The 15,641-nt window shown below is 43.5% G+C and carries 11 protein-coding genes; 8 read left to right on the top strand and 3 right to left on the bottom strand.

Annotated features, from left to right (window positions below):
* Positions 1-5 precede the first annotated feature (5 nt).
* Entirely contained in the window at positions 6-572 is a 567-nt protein-coding gene (satP, locus tag BZK42_RS15140; protein ID WP_047358362.1) for an acetate uptake transporter, read from the bottom strand.
* A 611-nt stretch (positions 573-1,183) separates the two neighbouring features.
* On the opposite strand from satP, the gene dnaK reads away from it, so the two are divergent.
* The 5 genes from dnaK (at position 1,184) to BZK42_RS15110 (ending at position 8,397) form a co-directional block, all read left to right on the top strand.
* Entirely contained in the window at positions 1,184-3,106 is a 1,923-nt protein-coding gene (gene dnaK / locus BZK42_RS15135; RefSeq protein WP_016151634.1) for a molecular chaperone DnaK, read from the top strand.
* 85 nt (positions 3,107-3,191) lie between these two features.
* Complete coding sequence (gene dnaJ / locus BZK42_RS15130) at positions 3,192-4,325, top strand: molecular chaperone DnaJ (RefSeq protein ID WP_008786151.1); 1,134 nt, start codon at positions 3,192-3,194, stop codon at positions 4,323-4,325.
* Positions 4,326-4,515: 190 nt separating this feature from the next.
* Entirely contained in the window at positions 4,516-5,412 is an 897-nt protein-coding gene (locus BZK42_RS15125) for a LysR family transcriptional regulator (RefSeq protein ID WP_080859393.1), read from the top strand.
* 46 nt (positions 5,413-5,458) lie between these two features.
* Positions 5,459-5,782, top strand: coding sequence for a phage holin family protein (locus tag BZK42_RS15120; RefSeq protein WP_046275510.1), 324 nt, complete (start codon positions 5,459-5,461; stop codon positions 5,780-5,782).
* Positions 5,783-6,684: 902 nt separating this feature from the next.
* Positions 6,685-8,397 carry an aryl-sulfate sulfotransferase gene (locus BZK42_RS15110; protein ID WP_047358359.1) on the top strand — a complete coding sequence of 571 codons (1,713 nt, stop codon included), beginning with the start codon at positions 6,685-6,687 and terminating at the stop codon, positions 8,395-8,397.
* Between the two features lie 64 nt (positions 8,398-8,461).
* Here the strand turns inward: BZK42_RS15110 and BZK42_RS15105 are convergent, their stop codons facing one another.
* A complete protein-coding gene (locus BZK42_RS15105) occupies positions 8,462-10,033 on the bottom strand; it encodes a bifunctional metallophosphatase/5'-nucleotidase (protein WP_065554597.1) in 1,572 nt (523 codons plus the stop codon).
* 110 nt (positions 10,034-10,143) lie between these two features.
* Positions 10,144-10,902: an outer membrane protein OmpK gene (locus BZK42_RS15100; protein WP_047414475.1), complete on the bottom strand. Its 759-nt coding sequence runs from the start codon at positions 10,900-10,902 to the stop codon at positions 10,144-10,146.
* Between the two features lie 573 nt (positions 10,903-11,475).
* Here BZK42_RS15100 and BZK42_RS15095 point away from each other — a divergent pair.
* The 3 genes from BZK42_RS15095 to BZK42_RS15085 all read left to right on the top strand — a co-directional run bounded on the left by BZK42_RS15095 (position 11,476) and on the right by BZK42_RS15085 (position 15,542).
* Positions 11,476-12,969: a sulfatase family protein gene (locus tag BZK42_RS15095; RefSeq protein WP_080859392.1), complete on the top strand. Its 1,494-nt coding sequence runs from the start codon at positions 11,476-11,478 to the stop codon at positions 12,967-12,969.
* Between the two features lie 98 nt (positions 12,970-13,067).
* On the top strand, positions 13,068-14,267 hold the full coding sequence (locus tag BZK42_RS15090; protein ID WP_100250040.1) for an anaerobic sulfatase maturase: 1,200 nt from the start codon (positions 13,068-13,070) through the stop codon (positions 14,265-14,267).
* 24 nt (positions 14,268-14,291) lie between these two features.
* Positions 14,292-15,542 carry an IS1/IS1595 family N-terminal zinc-binding domain-containing protein gene (locus BZK42_RS15085; protein ID WP_080859391.1) on the top strand — a complete coding sequence of 417 codons (1,251 nt, stop codon included), beginning with the start codon at positions 14,292-14,294 and terminating at the stop codon, positions 15,540-15,542.
* Positions 15,543-15,641 lie beyond the last annotated feature (99 nt).

Here is a 15,641-nt window from a genome sequence, read left to right as displayed (position 1 = left end):
TCAGATTAGTGCGCTTCACCAATCGGCAGGATGGTACGGCCAAACTGTTCGTTCAGCACTTCACCCATCGCCAGGTAAATGGCGCTTGCGCCACACACTAAGCCTACCCAGCCAGCAACGTGAATGATCGCTTCGTTACCCGCAATGTTGCCAACGGCCAGCAGGGCGAACAGCACTGTCAGGCTCAGGAACACGAACTGCAGCATGCGCGCGGCTTTCAGCGTACCGAAGAACATGAACAGAGTGAACACGCCCCACAGACCGAGGTAAGCGCCCAGGAACTGACTATTGGTTGCATCCGCCAGGCCCATTTTCGGCATCAGCAGGATCGCAACCAGCGTCAGCCAGAACGAACCGTAGGAGGTAAAGGCGGTTAAACCGAAGGTGTTGCCTTTTTTATATTCCAGCAGTCCGGCAAAAATTTGCGCGATACCGCCGTAGAAAATGCCCATCGCCAGAATAATAACGTCCAGAGCGAAGAAACCCGCGTTGTGCAGGTTAAGCAGAATGGTGGTCATGCCAAAGCCCATCAGGCCCAGCGGTGCCGGATTAGCCAACTTAGTGTTGCCCATAATTCCTCAAAATCATCATTGATTGAATGGTGAAATAGTTTCCCCGAATAACGATCGCTGTCTTCGGGGCGCGGCATGATAATCAGGGGAGAGGGCACTGTCTATGATCTAACGAAGGGTAAATGAATTATTTTCCCTGTGATGGGCATCACGCTAGCCAGTTACGGCGGTGCTGCTCAGCAGAAGGCCCATAAGCAGGCTGGCGGAAAGGGTTAACACGGATTTCATGGAGTTTCTCTTTGGCGGCTGCAAAAGTGTGTGACTTCAGACCATATTACCGTCGTCATAAAAACGATTCATGCTCGTAATCTTTTCTTTTTATTGCAATTTTCATGTGAATGGCTTTCCTGATTTAATTGGTTGTATGAATTAATTCTGGTTGGCGACTATTCATTTTTATCTCTTTTTGCCTTTTTTCTGCGAATTTATTGCCACAAGGCTAAAAAAATTTTTCATGCCCCCCTTGATGACGTGGGTTACGACCCCATCTTGTAGACAACCGCAGTGGTGAGTCTGAAAAAAAACGATTCAGGGTAGTTGAAACCGCACGTTTCGCCCTTATTACAGATTCACAACCACATGATGACCGAATTTTTAGTGGAGACGTTTAGATGGGTAAAATTATTGGTATCGACCTGGGTACTACCAACTCTTGTGTAGCGATTATGGATGGCACTACTGCACGTGTGCTGGAGAACGCCGAGGGCGATCGCACCACGCCTTCTATCATTGCTTATACCCAGGATGGTGAAACTCTGGTTGGTCAGCCGGCTAAACGTCAGGCAGTGACAAACCCGCAAAACACCCTGTTTGCGATTAAACGCCTGATTGGCCGCCGCTTCCAGGACGAAGAAGTGCAGCGTGATGAAGCCATCATGCCGTACAAAATCATCGGTGCTGACAACGGTGATGCATGGATTGACGTAAAAGGTCAGAAAATGGCACCGCCGCAGATTTCTGCTGAAGTGCTGAAAAAAATGAAGAAAACGGCTGAAGATTACTTGGGTGAACCGGTAACTGAAGCAGTTATCACCGTACCTGCATATTTTAACGATGCTCAGCGTCAGGCAACCAAAGACGCCGGCCGTATCGCAGGTCTGGAAGTAAAACGTATCATCAACGAACCAACCGCAGCTGCACTGGCTTACGGTCTGGATAAAGAAGTCGGCAACCGTACTATCGCGGTTTATGACCTGGGTGGTGGTACTTTCGATATCTCTATTATCGAAATCGACGAAGTTGACGGTGAAAAAACCTTCGAAGTTCTGGCAACCAACGGTGATACCCACCTGGGTGGTGAAGACTTCGATAGCCGTATGATCAACTACCTAGTTGACGAATTTAAGAAAGATCAGGGTATCGACCTGCGTAACGACCCGCTGGCGATGCAGCGTCTGAAAGAAGCCGCTGAGAAAGCGAAGATCGAACTGTCTTCCGCTCAGCAGACCGACGTGAACCTGCCGTATATCACTGCAGACGCGACTGGTCCGAAACATATGAACATCAAGGTGACCCGTGCGAAACTGGAAAGCCTGGTTGAAGACCTGGTTAACCGTTCTATCGAGCCGCTGAAAGTTGCTCTGCAGGATGCTGGTCTGTCTGTTTCCGACGTTCAGGACGTTATCCTGGTCGGTGGTCAGACTCGTATGCCGATGGTACAGAAGAAAGTTGCTGAGTTCTTCGGTAAAGAGCCGCGTAAAGACGTTAACCCGGACGAAGCTGTGGCAATCGGTGCTGCCGTTCAGGGTGGTGTATTGACCGGTGATGTGAAAGACGTGCTGCTGCTGGACGTTACCCCGCTGTCTCTGGGTATCGAAACCATGGGTGGCGTGATGACTGCACTGATCGCGAAAAACACCACTATCCCGACCAAGCACAGCCAGGTGTTCTCTACCGCTGAAGACAACCAGTCTGCGGTAACCATACACGTGCTGCAGGGTGAACGTAAACGTGCCGCTGATAACAAAGATCTGGGTCAATTTAACCTGGATGGCATCAGCCCGGCTCCGCGCGGTATGCCGCAGATCGAAGTTACTTTTGACATCGATGCCGACGGTATCCTGCACGTTTCCGCGAAAGACAAAAATAGCGGTAAAGAGCAGAAGATCACCATCAAGGCTTCTTCTGGTCTGAACGAAGAAGAAATTCAGAAAATGGTTCGTGAAGCAGAAGCGAACGCAGAATCTGACCGTAAGTTTGAAGAGCTGGTTCAGACCCGTAACCAGGGTGACCATCTGCTGCACAGCACTCGCAAGCAGGTTGAAGAAGCAGGCGACAAACTGCCGGCTGATGACAAAACTGCCATCGAGTCTGCACTGACTGCGCTGGAAACTTCTCTGAAAGGCGAAGACAAAGCGGATATCGAAGCTAAAATGCAGGCGCTGGCACAGGTTTCCCAGAAACTGATGGAAATCGCTCAGCAGCAGCACGCACAGCAGCAGGCTGGCGCAGCAGGTGCTGATGCTTCTGCAAACAACGCGAAAGATGACGACGTTGTCGACGCTGAGTTTGAAGAAGTGAAAGACAAAAAATAATCGCCCTTTGAACGGGTAATTACTGGCACGGGCGAAGAGGTTTCCTCTCCGCCCGTGCACGCATGTTAGGGGCAGATAAAAAGAGATGGCTAAGCAAGACTATTACGAGATTTTAGGCGTTTCCAAATCAGCGGAAGAGCGTGAAATCAAAAAGGCCTACAAGCGCCTGGCCATGAAATATCACCCGGACCGCAACCAGGGTGATAAAGAGGCCGAAGCCAAGTTTAAAGAGATCAAAGAAGCGTACGAGATCCTCACCGATGCGCAAAAACGTGCGGCTTATGATCAGTACGGCCATGCAGCGTTTGAGCAAGGCGGTATGGGCGGCGGCGGCGGTTTTGGCGGCGGGGCCGACTTCAGCGATATCTTTGGTGACGTGTTTGGCGATATCTTTGGCGGCGGTCGCGGTCGTCAGCGCGCCTCACGTGGTGCTGATTTACGTTACAACATGGATCTCACTCTGGAAGAAGCCGTGCGTGGCGTCACCAAAGAGATCCGTATTCCGACGCTGGAAGAGTGTGATGTTTGCCACGGCAGCGGTGCGAAGGCGGGCACGCAACCCCAGACCTGTCCAACCTGTCACGGTTCTGGTCAGGTGCAGATGCGTCAGGGCTTTTTTGCCGTACAGCAGACCTGTCCACACTGTCAGGGCCGCGGTACGTTGATTAAAGACCCGTGCAACAAATGCCATGGTCATGGTCGCGTTGAGAAGAGCAAAACGCTGTCTGTTAAGATCCCGGCAGGGGTTGATACTGGCGACCGTATTCGTTTAGCGGGTGAAGGTGAAGCCGGTGAACATGGCGCGCCAGCAGGCGATTTGTACGTTCAGGTGCAGGTAAAACAGCACCCAATTTTCGAACGTGAAGGCAATAACCTGTACTGCGAAGTGCCGATTAACTTTGCGATGGCAGCGCTGGGCGGCGAGATTGAAGTGCCGACGCTGGATGGTCGCGTGAAGTTAAAAATCCCGGGCGAAACGCAGACCGGCAAACTGTTCCGCATGCGTGGTAAAGGCGTTAAGTCAGTACGCGGCGGCGCACAGGGCGATCTGCTGTGCCGTGTGGTGGTTGAAACCCCGGTAGGCCTCAACGACAAGCAGAAGCAGTTGCTGAAAGATCTGCAGGACAGCTTTGGCGGCCCGACCGGCGAGCAAAACAGTCCGCGCTCTAAAAGCTTCTTCGACGGTGTGAAGAAATTTTTTGACGATTTGACGCGCTAATTTACAGCTGTCTTATTAATTAAAAGGCCTTGGATTGAAGAATCCTGGGCTTTTTATTTTTGTATCGAATACAAAAATAATGAGTTAGATATCAAGAATAAATCTTCAGGAAAAATGATGAGAAATGATTTTTTAAAATAAAGATTTTCTTCTATTTTTTGCTCAGTTAATAGAAGAAAAGGTGAGTGAAATGCTTGTGCGCGAAAATGATTTTGACTTCAATTTAATTAAGATATTTAATGCCGTTGTGGAATCCGGAAACGCTTCTCGAGCTTCCGAGAGATTATCCATAACACCAGCTGCAGTTTCTCAGGCGTTAAGTCGATTACAGAATATTTATTCATTTAAACTCTTTGAACGAACCCGAAAAGGGTTGACGCCTACGAAAAAAGGATTGGAACTCCATAAGGCCTATAGCCATGTTGTGAATGTAATCAACGCTACATATTCACTTTCAAAGATTAACTACGATCCTCCAGCAATAACTTTATTAGGGAGTGATATTGTAGAAAATTATTATCTCCATCATTTTATTAGGAATGATGAGTTAATTGAAAAGTATGAAATAAATCATTATGCAGTAAATAAAAATAGCGAAGATACTTTGGCTGAAATGTTACTTTCTGGAGTGGGTGATATTTTAATTAATCTTTCACCACCAAAAAACTTTGATATTGAAGTTCATCTTATTGACGTTTTTAGGCAATATGTTTGTATTTGTGGCAACGACAATCCACTATCAATCTTAGAACAAATCACACTACACCATTTTTATACTTTTTCACATGCGGTATATCAATCTGATATGTTCTCTCCTGAAGTAATGGTTTATACCAATAGCGTTGATCATAGAACAGAACGTAAAATAGGTTATCGCAGCGATTCTATGTTAGGGGTAGTCAATATAGTAGAAACAACAAATATGATCTGCATTGTACCTCTTGAGTTGGCTTCATTTTTTAAATATACCAGAGGGTATGATATTAAAATATTATCACTGCCTGATGAAATATTTTTTAAAACAATCCCTGTTTATGCTTCTTTATATAAAAAAACAAATATTATGTTGTGCTTAGAGAGTGGATAGTGATACTGCAATCTAAATATTCATCTATAAATGATCGGGATAATTTATGTCAGTGATAATAAGTTCAGAACCTGCCTTAAAGTATATTATAGAGCTAGAGACTATTCTTGCGATTATTATCGTGAGTGCTTGGGGGGGAGTCGTTAGCTATCTCATGAGAGAAGCCCGAGGACGAAAGAAAAAAAATATAGCAGGATGTTTAAAACAAGTCATTATTTCATGTTTTACAGGTTTTTTACTCTCTGGCATTGCTCTTGATAAAGGTGCTGGTATAAATATGATACTCATATTGTCAGGGCTGGGAGGGGTTTTTGCTGGGCCCGTACTGAAAATGTTGAAAGATAAACTGGCACAGGTTTTTGCTAAGTGAGCTGTATTGCCCGTCCATGGGCATTACCATACTTAAAGCAAGTAAAATCTTAGTGTGATATATAGAATTATTGTAATAAATAAAATCATTGCATAATAATACAGAAACGGTTTCTGCAGGAAATGATGTTTGCTATTTAAGCATTTTATTTCTATGTTTTCATTAATCTGTACTCCTTGACGTGGAATTGTAATGAACAAATTGTCAATGCCAAAAATTCTCAGGTCTTTTCTGACCAGATAGAGTAGTTGAGTCAGATTAGCATCACTTATAAATGTACTCCTGTCCTCCCATAATGCTTCCGCAATATGATTTTTCCTTATCACCAGTTCTTGCGCATGAGTTAGGATGAAATTTAAACATTTAGAACGCATATGAGTAAGTTTTATAGTTCGCTTCCCATCTTTACTTTTTAATTCATGGCTGGCGTTATCATACATACAACTATTTTTAATAATGTAAATGGTCATTTATATACCATGGTTAGTTTAATGTGTTCAGAAATATTAAATACAAATTTTCTGTTATTCAATACATATGCATACCTGTTGCATGTAAAAACGATACGTGTCACATAAGTTATGATATTTTTAGTTTGTATTAATTTTAAATTAAATAGGAGTTATTTATTTAATTGGCCATTAGGGGGGTAGGGAGGCATTATTGAGTTTTTTGACATAGGCTGAATGGCAATTTATAGACTTTTATTTGGGGATATATGGCATAGCATATTAATAGATGGTTTTATAGTCACATAAATTTTTTGTTTCTTCATAAAGATGTTTTTTTAGATTATTTTATTACTAGTTATTTGTACGAATACTACGGTTCTGTTTATCTTACCAGCTATCGGGATTATATAGCCGATTGGAAATGAAAACTTTTTGTGAAAGGATAGAGATATGCAAATTAATAAATTACAAATTAGTCAACCAGAACCTCGTATGCCAGTTAACCAGAAAATTGATGTTGATAACGCAACGGTGCTTTCGCATAATGCAATCTATCAAACACTCCTCTCTGCAGTGATGGAAACTAATGATTATGATAATGCCATAGTTACGTTAGATCCTTATAGTACGGCACCTTTAAGCCTATATCTGGGTATTTGGGGGAAATTGAATGAAGATATCAAAATTAATGTGCAGGATAGCAAGGGGATAACGGTAGCTGTATCCTGGACCTACAGCATGCAGACCGGTGCAAACCTGATTCCAGTTTCGGGTCTGGTTGCCGGGGAGGATAATGTCGTTACCTTAATCTCAGGTGCGCAGATTGTTGGGCAATACACGGTAACCCCATCAGCATTGCCGCCATCGGATTCTGCTGATATCAGTCTTGGCTTCCCTGTCATCACTGTGACAAAGTCAGTTGACGATTCCTCATTAGTTGCAGATGGCCTTTATTTTTCAACATATTTTGATCGCTATAATCTTGCCTTTGATCAAAATGGCATCGTTCGTTGGTATGTCTCTCAGGCAATTCCTTCTTATAACTTTGTCCGAACAGACAGCGGGCATTTCCTGGCTACGTCACAAGGAATTAATCACTGCCTGGATATGTACGAATTTGACGTAATGGGCAGAGTATATGCAGTCTATCTCCTTGATAATGAGTTTCATCACTCCATTCTGCCATTAGAGAACAATCTGGCTATTGCCCCCTCGGAATATACTAATGGACGTCCAGATGATTACTCAACAGGTAAAGATGGTGTTTCCATTATCGATCTCACTTCAGGGCTTGAGGTTGCTTATTATGACATGTTAAAAGTGATGGACTATTCTCGTTCGCCACGTCCATCAGGAAGTGCACCGGGTCAATCGGCTACGATGGATGACTGGCTGCATATCAACCAGAGCTATATTAATACAACCAATAATGTGCTGGTTTCATCAGGGCGTCACCAAAGTGCCATCTTCGGTGTTGATGTCGACTCGGGCCAACTGCGTTTTATTATGGCTGATCATGAAGACTGGGCCTCCGACTTTGAGGAATACTTGCTGACACCAGTCGATGAGTCAGGTAATCCGCTGTTTGATTTTTCTACTCAAGATGGAATTGATTTAGCGAACAGTAATTTCTGGACATGGGGGCAGCATAATATCGTAGAGATTCCAAATGCTGAGATCGGTATTCTGGAGTTTTTAGTTTTTGACAATGGAAATTATCGTTCTCGAGACGATGCCAGGAGCTTGTTGCCAAAGGATAACTTTAGCCGGGTAGTTCAGTTTAGAATAGATCTAAACACGATGACGGTAACACGCTCGTATGAATATGGGAAAGACGAGGTTGGTAGCAGGGGCTACAGCAGCTTCGTAAGTGCCAAGCATTTATTGAGCAATGGTAATCTGGTCATCCATTTTGGTGCAAGCACCATGGATGAAAATGGTCGTCCTCTATCTGCCCAACCGGGATACAGTGATATTGTGGATCCGCAAGATGGAAGTCAGGCGCTGGGGATGTTGGTATTACAAGAGATCAATAAGCAGACGAAACAGCTTCTTTTTGAGGCGACGGTAACGTCAGGTTATTATAAAAATGCTGAAGTAAATGGTGATGATTATCGTTATGATATTTCTGCTTTCAGAGTTTATAAACTGCCATTATTTTGATAAGTAAAAATGAATGCGGCCATGATTGTGGCCGCATTATGTATTAAATGATCTTACTAAAAAATCATTTGCTAATATCGTCAACACGCATTGTGTGATCAGGAACAATGTTCTTCACATGCTCCATGTAATCGATTATTGCCTGAGCGGTTTGTAATCCCTTAATGTATTTAACATTTTTACTATTGGTGAAACTAAATCCACCACCGCCTTTCCCGATAAAAGAATCCAGAGCAATAGTATAAAATTGACTGTCTTCTACCGGTTTTCCTTTAATACTAAACGAAACAATACGCTGCCCCAACGGTTTTGTGCTGTCGTATTTAAACTGTACTGTTTTTGACGCGTGTAGCGTCCCATTTTTCAAATCTGCGGCATGAGACATAATTGACCTGAGATCTTTACCGCTGATCTCCACACTCATTACATCATTGGTGAATGGATACATGCTCAATACATCACCATATGTAATGTTGCCTTTGGGTAATTCGGAACGAATACCGCCAGCATTATAGAATGAGGCATCGGCGTAAGGTACCTTATACATCAAAGCATCAGTAATTAAATTACCTGTAGTAGCAGATTCACCATAAGAACGGGTCAAAATTTCAGGTGAGTAGGCGACGACTCTGTCGGTAATTTTCTTAACTTTATTGTTCCACTCATCGATTTTTGCCTGTGTTTGCGGATCAGGCTTATAGGTATCTGCGTACATCGTGATTAGCTTACCATTGTAGCTATCCACTTTTTTGGTTTCAGGGTTCCAGTCGAGGACTAACTTGCCTAACTCAATCGTGTAGGCATTAGTTGAAACCACCAACGTATCGCCGACTTTAATGGGTTCTGGAGTACCTTTATGGGCATGGCCGGTGATCAGTACGTTCAACCCGTAGCCTTCAAGCGTTTTAGCCATTTCAACGTCAGCTTTCAGCGCACGGGCAACGTCTTCATCACCACCGCTGGATTGACGACCCGGTACACCTTCATGCGCGAGCAGTACTGTCAGGTCAACTTTCCCTTTCAATTCTTCCAGTTGTTTCTTCACATACGGTACGGGATCCTGGCAGTCAACACCTTCACGGACGCCTGCGGCAATTGCTTCATAAAATGCCGAAACGCCGTGCATCCCAATAACACCAATTTTCAAACCATTTTTTTCGACGATGGTATAAGGTGTTTTAATTAATGGTTTATCACTATTGCTGTAAAACACGTTGTTGAGCAGTACCGGAAATTTAAGTTTACTCAGTTGTGTGACTAGATTTTCATGTCCATGGTCAAACTCATGATTTCCTACCGAAACGGCATCATAGGGCATGGTATTCAAAATATCGATAATGGCTTCACCTTTGGTTAAGGTGCTGATATAAGGGCCAGTAAAATAGTCACCTGCATCAAAGAAAAAAACATCTTTATCTTTTTCTTTGGCATCCTTAACTATTTTAGAGATAGGAGCAAATCCTCCTACCTCACGTGTCTTCGACACAGAAGGAATAATCCCTGGTGTAACGTGAGCATGCAAATCATTTGTGTAGTAAATGGTAATGTCTCTGGCATCTGCAGTAAAGGTTATAGCAGATGATAAACCAATACATAAAGACAAGAGGGACAGCGAGAATTTATTCTTCACATTCATATTCATATTCCATTTATTCGATATATTGACAATTACACCTCACCGCATCTGATATATCGGATGCAGAGTTTCAAACTGGGTTATTTCTTTTTTATTTATTTTGATAGTAATCAGAACTCGAAGCCAATCATATAATTCATACGGTCACCATAATCTTTATAACCTAATTTATTATTAAAGTAACGATAGGATACCGATGCAGTCCAGCTAGGTATAAATTTCCATGTGAAAGTCACTGCGCCATTCAGACCAGTATGTCCACCTTGTTGCTCTGCATAGGCATCATTACGATCCATTTCAATTTCATTCCAGTTGGAAACAGCAAATTTTTCGTTAAACATTTCAAAATTATATGCCGCAACCCAACCAAGTACATATCCGTTAAGGCCAGTAGCCTGACCGTATTTTTTTGACGTATAGTCGTTGGATAAATTGTGTATAGCCACATAGGGTTTAATGAACCATGATTTTTCTACCAGACCAAGGTAGCCGACCCCATACATCATATTCAATTCATCACCAAACGTGTTCTCCATCGACATATAGAGTTTGGTCATCAACGTAAAATCAGAACCTTCTATCGGACGATAATGTCCGAGAAACTGAGTAACGTGGTTCCGTCCTTCGACTGGATGGTTGAGAACGTTCATTTCGTAAAATGAAGCAAATTCACCTCTGTCGAAAACGGCGCCAAAATCAGCCACCGCTTTCCACACTTCACCACGATCGACGTTTACGAAACCTTTATTCCAGTCACCATACCCGAGACTAATTTTCCCATATACGCGTTTTAGTTCAGCTGAATGACCATTAAAACAGGCTAAGATAAGGCATGCACCAAGTAGACTATTAATGTATTTTTTGTTCATGCTCAGCTCCGTGAGGTAAAGAAAATAATAAAGTGTAATGCTTTTGAAAAAAAGGAAGTCTATTGGTTGATGTTTTGTTTGTGAGTGATAGGTGTCGCAAAAATACCAGTGTTCGAATATTAATTTGAGAAAGTGTCGGGAGGTGTTGTTTTTTTTATGCTAACTTTATGTTTTTTTGAATATAAGGCGTGTTACCGGAGTAACGCGAATATTTTTTATCGATGCTTTTGATATTCTTTTTGTATGACTTATTCGCTATTAGCAACTTAGTGCCGAGAAAACAACATATGCTGACATTAACGAGATATAGAGAGGGTGAGGGAGGTGTTTGGGATCTTCGTCACTTGTTATTGTGCAGTTTTTTAATAGAATTTTCTGGTAAGTTTATATAAATGAAAATGATACTTTAATTATTAATATAGCGTCTGCGAATGTATTTGTTTCTTTATTTTTTTTCAATCACTCTTTATTGCATGCTGATGTAATAGTGAGTGCCAGAAATCAACCGAAAATATTAAGCCTTTTGGCAAGTTTATTGCGTAATTGGTGATGTGATAATTCAAAGGAGTTGAAATGAAAAGAACTGTTGTTGCCAGTATGATCGGACTGGCCTTATGTGCCGGAAGCGTATCGTCAACCGCGCAGGCTGCTACGGATAAACGTCCTAACTTAGTCATCATTCTTGCTGACGATTTAGGCTATGGCGATCTCGCGACTTATGGCCATCAAATCGTCAAAACCCCTAATATCGACAAGCTGGCGCAGGAAGGGGTGAAATTTACCGACTACTATGCACCTGCGCCGCTGTGTTCTCCTTCTCGTGCTGGTTTATTAACGGGGCGTATGCCGTTTCGTACCGGGATACGCTCATGGATCCCTGAAGGGAAAGACGTCGCATTAGGACGCAATGAATTGACGATTGCCAATCTGCTGAAAGAGCAGGGCTACGACACGGCGATAATGGGCAAATTACACCTGAATGCCGGAGGAGATCGCACCGATCAGCCGCAAGCGAACGATATGGGATTCGATTACACCCTGGTGAATGCTGCCGGGTTCGTAACGGACTCAACTTTAGATACCGCAACAGAGCGCCCGCGTCATGGCATGGTACATCCAACCGGTTTTGTGCGTAATGGCAAGCCGATTGGTAGAGCAGAGACCTTCAGTGGAGAATTAGTAAGCTCTGAAGTTGTGAACTGGTTGGATAATAAGAAAGATGATAAGCCGTTTTTCTTATACGTCGCCTTCACAGAAGTTCATAGCCCACTGGCATCGCCGAAAAAGTATCTCGATATGTATTCACAAAACATGAGCGACTACCAGAAACAGCATCCGGATCTGTTCTACGGAGATTGGGCTGATAAACCGTGGCGCGGCACGGGAGAATATTACGCCAATATCAGCTATATGGATGCGCAGGTCGGTAAAGTAATGGATAAGATTAAGGCAATGGGTGAAGAAGATAACACCATTGTCATTTTTACCAGCGATAACGGACCGGTCACACGCGAGGCTCGTAAAGTGTATGAACTGAACCTGGCGGGCGAAACGGATGGGCTTCGCGGTCGTAAAGACAATTTGTGGGAAGGCGGCATCCGTGTTCCGGCAATCATCAAGTATGGTAAACATATTCCGCAGGGGATGGTAACGGATACGCCGGTTTATGGTCTCGACTGGATGCCGACGCTGGCAAATATGATGGATTTTAAACTGCCAACAGATCGTACCTACGATGGGCAGTCTCTGGTGCCATTACTGGAACAGAAAACATTAGCGCGTCAGAAGCCACTCATTTTTGGTATTGATATGCCATTCCAGGATGATCCAACGGATGAGTGGGCTATTCGCGATGGTGACTGGAAAATGATCATCAATCGCGAAAATAAACCTAAATACCTCTACAACCTGAAAAAAGATCGTTTTGAAACCCTTAATCAGATTGGCAAGCAGCCTGATATCGAAAAACAACTGTACGGTAAGTTCCTGAAGTACAAAAAGGATATTGATAACGATTCCTTAATGAAAGCCCGAGGTGAAAAACCGACGCCAGTAACCTGGGGTTAATCGGATAACAACAAAAAAATAGAGTATGCCACTTAGGGCTATGCCCGCCTGGCTCAGTATTTTTATGCTGAGCCGGGTTCTTTTATTTATGGACCTCCGTGATGCAAAGGAAAAGTTGTCAGGTAATGGTTAAGCCGACAGGATCAGTATGCAATCTGGACTGCAAATACTGTTTTTACCTGGAAAAAGAGAAGCTCTATCCAGACAGAAAAGCAAATTTCAAAATGTCAGATGAAATGCTTGAATTATTCATCAAGCAACACATTGCCGCACAGGATGTGGATGACGTCATTTTTGCATGGCAAGGTGGAGAACCGACTCTGATGGGGCGCGCGTTTTACCAGCGGGCGATTGAACTTCAGCAGCGTTACGCTGAGGGGAGAACCATAGTAAATACCTTTCAGACTAATGGCGTTTTGATCGACGAAGAATGGGCTGAGTTTTTCAAGAAGAATGATTTTCTGGTGGGGATTTCTGTTGACGGTGACGCCGCGCTACATGATGAATGGCGTGTTACTCGTTCGGGTAAACCGACACATGAGAAAGTGGAGCAGGCCATTAAACGCCTGGTACGTCACGGCGTTGAGTTTAATACGCTGACGGTGGTTAACCACACTAATATGTCTCATCCACTGCAGGTTTACCAATATCTGAAAAGCATTGGTAGCCAGTATATGCAGTTTATTCCATTAGTGGAGAGGCGTAGTGACAACAGCGATGCCGAGTTGGCTGCACCCTGTGATAAACAAACGAAAATGATGCCGTGGTCCGTTGACTCACTTGAATTCGGCCATTTTCTCAATGCTATTTTTGATATCTGGATCCGTGAGGATATTGGTAATATTGGCATACAGATATTTGAGCAGACGCTGGCTGCCTGGTGCGGATTACCTCCGCATGTGTGCGTGTTTTCTCCAACGTGCGGCAGTGCATTCGCAATGGAAATGAATGGTGATGTTTATAACTGCGATCACTTTGTCTATCCGCAGTACAAACTAGGGAATATTCAGCATACAACGGTGCGTGCGATGAACAATAGTGAGCAAAATCGGCAATTCGGCAATGATAAAAGCCGTACCATGGCGCAAGAATGTTACTCCTGTCAGTGGCGGTTTGCTTGCAATGGGGGATGTCCTAAACACCGATTTCTCCCCTCAGTCTCAGGAGTATCGAATCAGAACTTTTTATGTGCTGGTTATCAGTTGTTTTTTTCCCATACTGCACTAGCGATGGGGGCGATGAAAACGCTCTATGAAAATAATATTTCGCCAGCAGAGATAAAAACAATATTTGTGTGATAGTAATATTCGCAGGGAGTGAATATGTTTTCTCGAATCAATGTTGATGCCTGTAAAACACCTACTTGTAAAAATATGGGTATATTAAATAGTCCGGATTATTTAACCCAAGGGAAGGAGATTCTGTGTAGAGAATGTGGATTTTTGTTCCCCATCATTTCTGAGTACTCGCTCAATCTCTTCCGTCAGTCGGCAAACCAGGCCTGGAAGGGATTGATTAAAGCTTGTCCTGGCTGCGGTAGTTCATCACTGAAAAAATATGGATTTTCCGCTCAAAGAGAGGCGCGACTATACTGCCTTGAGTGCCACAAAACGTTCGTTTCCCCAAGAGAACATAAGGCAGATATCCGTCAGGAAAACCTTGCCAGACTTATCCAGGAAGGCGCTTCGTTGTCTGATATTAGAGCGACACTTTCATTAGACAGCACGGGTCTAAACCGTGCGCTACAAAAATTATCCCGCAAGGTAAATGAGGCTGAACGAGAGTTCGTTTTTCCTGCGTTTGATCTGGCGATGAGTACGTGCGCTTTTCGGGTTAAATTTAATGGCGGCGACAACAGTTTGTATGTTCTGGTTACGGCAGAAGAGAGCAGTGGCAGGGTTATCGCTGTGACAACTAATTATTCCACGCAGCCTGTCGAAAACGAATATCAGTACATTTCTGAATACGAGGAACGTCTGCCGCCTGGGACGTTAGCGCATCTTGTCCAACGCAAAGAACTCATGACGATGAGGCGAAATACCCTATTTGATATCGACTATGGTCCCGCCACGCTTTACAAAAACGATCCCGGGATGTTGGTAAAACCAGTTCTTCCCGCGTACCGGCATTTTGAGCTGGTCAAAGAGCTTACGGATGAGCACTCCCTCAATGTTCAGCACGACATCGATCATGAGTGTTTTATATTAGGAGGATGTATGATGGCTAATCTGCAATCTGTGCGGCAAGGTCGTTGTCATATATCATTTGTAAGAGAAATGGGGGTTTCACCTCCGGATAAAGACTTTCCTTATCGAGTGTTCCTTAGTGGCGGAATACGTAATAATGTCTGGCGAGCCTTCTCAACACGCGGTTACTCTAAAGCCGTATGTAACCTCACAGGAAATAAAAAAACGAGTATGCTACGCTACGCTACCTTAACGGGCAGCACTAAATTTATTCAGTTTTTGCATACGCATCCGTTTTTCTTTCAGCTTAGCCGCCTGTCTCCTGCCAATGTTACGGTCGTACTGAATTATTTAAAATTTGAATATAATAAAAATATAATGCGATAACGGAATGTTTTTATTGATATTAATTGATACTTTTTGATTGCCTGATTGATACATCCCCAGTGTATTTATTTTGTTGTTCCGCTGTGGAACGATGAAATG

Source organism: Citrobacter braakii, from assembly GCF_002075345.1.
Classification (GTDB): Bacteria; Pseudomonadota; Gammaproteobacteria; order Enterobacterales; family Enterobacteriaceae; genus Citrobacter; species Citrobacter braakii.
This window is presented reverse-complemented; position numbering and strand designations above follow the sequence as displayed.

Coding starts and splice junctions, on each gene's coding strand:
- satP (WP_047358362.1), bottom strand. CDS start 572: ATGGGCAACACTAAGTTGGCTAATCCGGCACCGCTGGGCCTGATGGGC.
- dnaK (WP_016151634.1), top strand. CDS start 1,184: ATGGGTAAAATTATTGGTATCGACCTGGGTACTACCAACTCTTGTGTA.
- dnaJ (WP_008786151.1), top strand. CDS start 3,192: ATGGCTAAGCAAGACTATTACGAGATTTTAGGCGTTTCCAAATCAGCG.
- BZK42_RS15125 (WP_080859393.1), top strand. CDS start 4,516: ATGCTTGTGCGCGAAAATGATTTTGACTTCAATTTAATTAAGATATTT.
- BZK42_RS15120 (WP_046275510.1), top strand. CDS start 5,459: ATGTCAGTGATAATAAGTTCAGAACCTGCCTTAAAGTATATTATAGAG.
- BZK42_RS15110 (WP_047358359.1), top strand. CDS start 6,685: ATGCAAATTAATAAATTACAAATTAGTCAACCAGAACCTCGTATGCCA.
- BZK42_RS15105 (WP_065554597.1), bottom strand. CDS start 10,033: ATGAATGTGAAGAATAAATTCTCGCTGTCCCTCTTGTCTTTATGTATT.
- BZK42_RS15100 (WP_047414475.1), bottom strand. CDS start 10,902: ATGAACAAAAAATACATTAATAGTCTACTTGGTGCATGCCTTATCTTA.
- BZK42_RS15095 (WP_080859392.1), top strand. CDS start 11,476: ATGAAAAGAACTGTTGTTGCCAGTATGATCGGACTGGCCTTATGTGCC.
- BZK42_RS15085 (WP_080859391.1), top strand. CDS start 14,292: ATGTTTTCTCGAATCAATGTTGATGCCTGTAAAACACCTACTTGTAAA.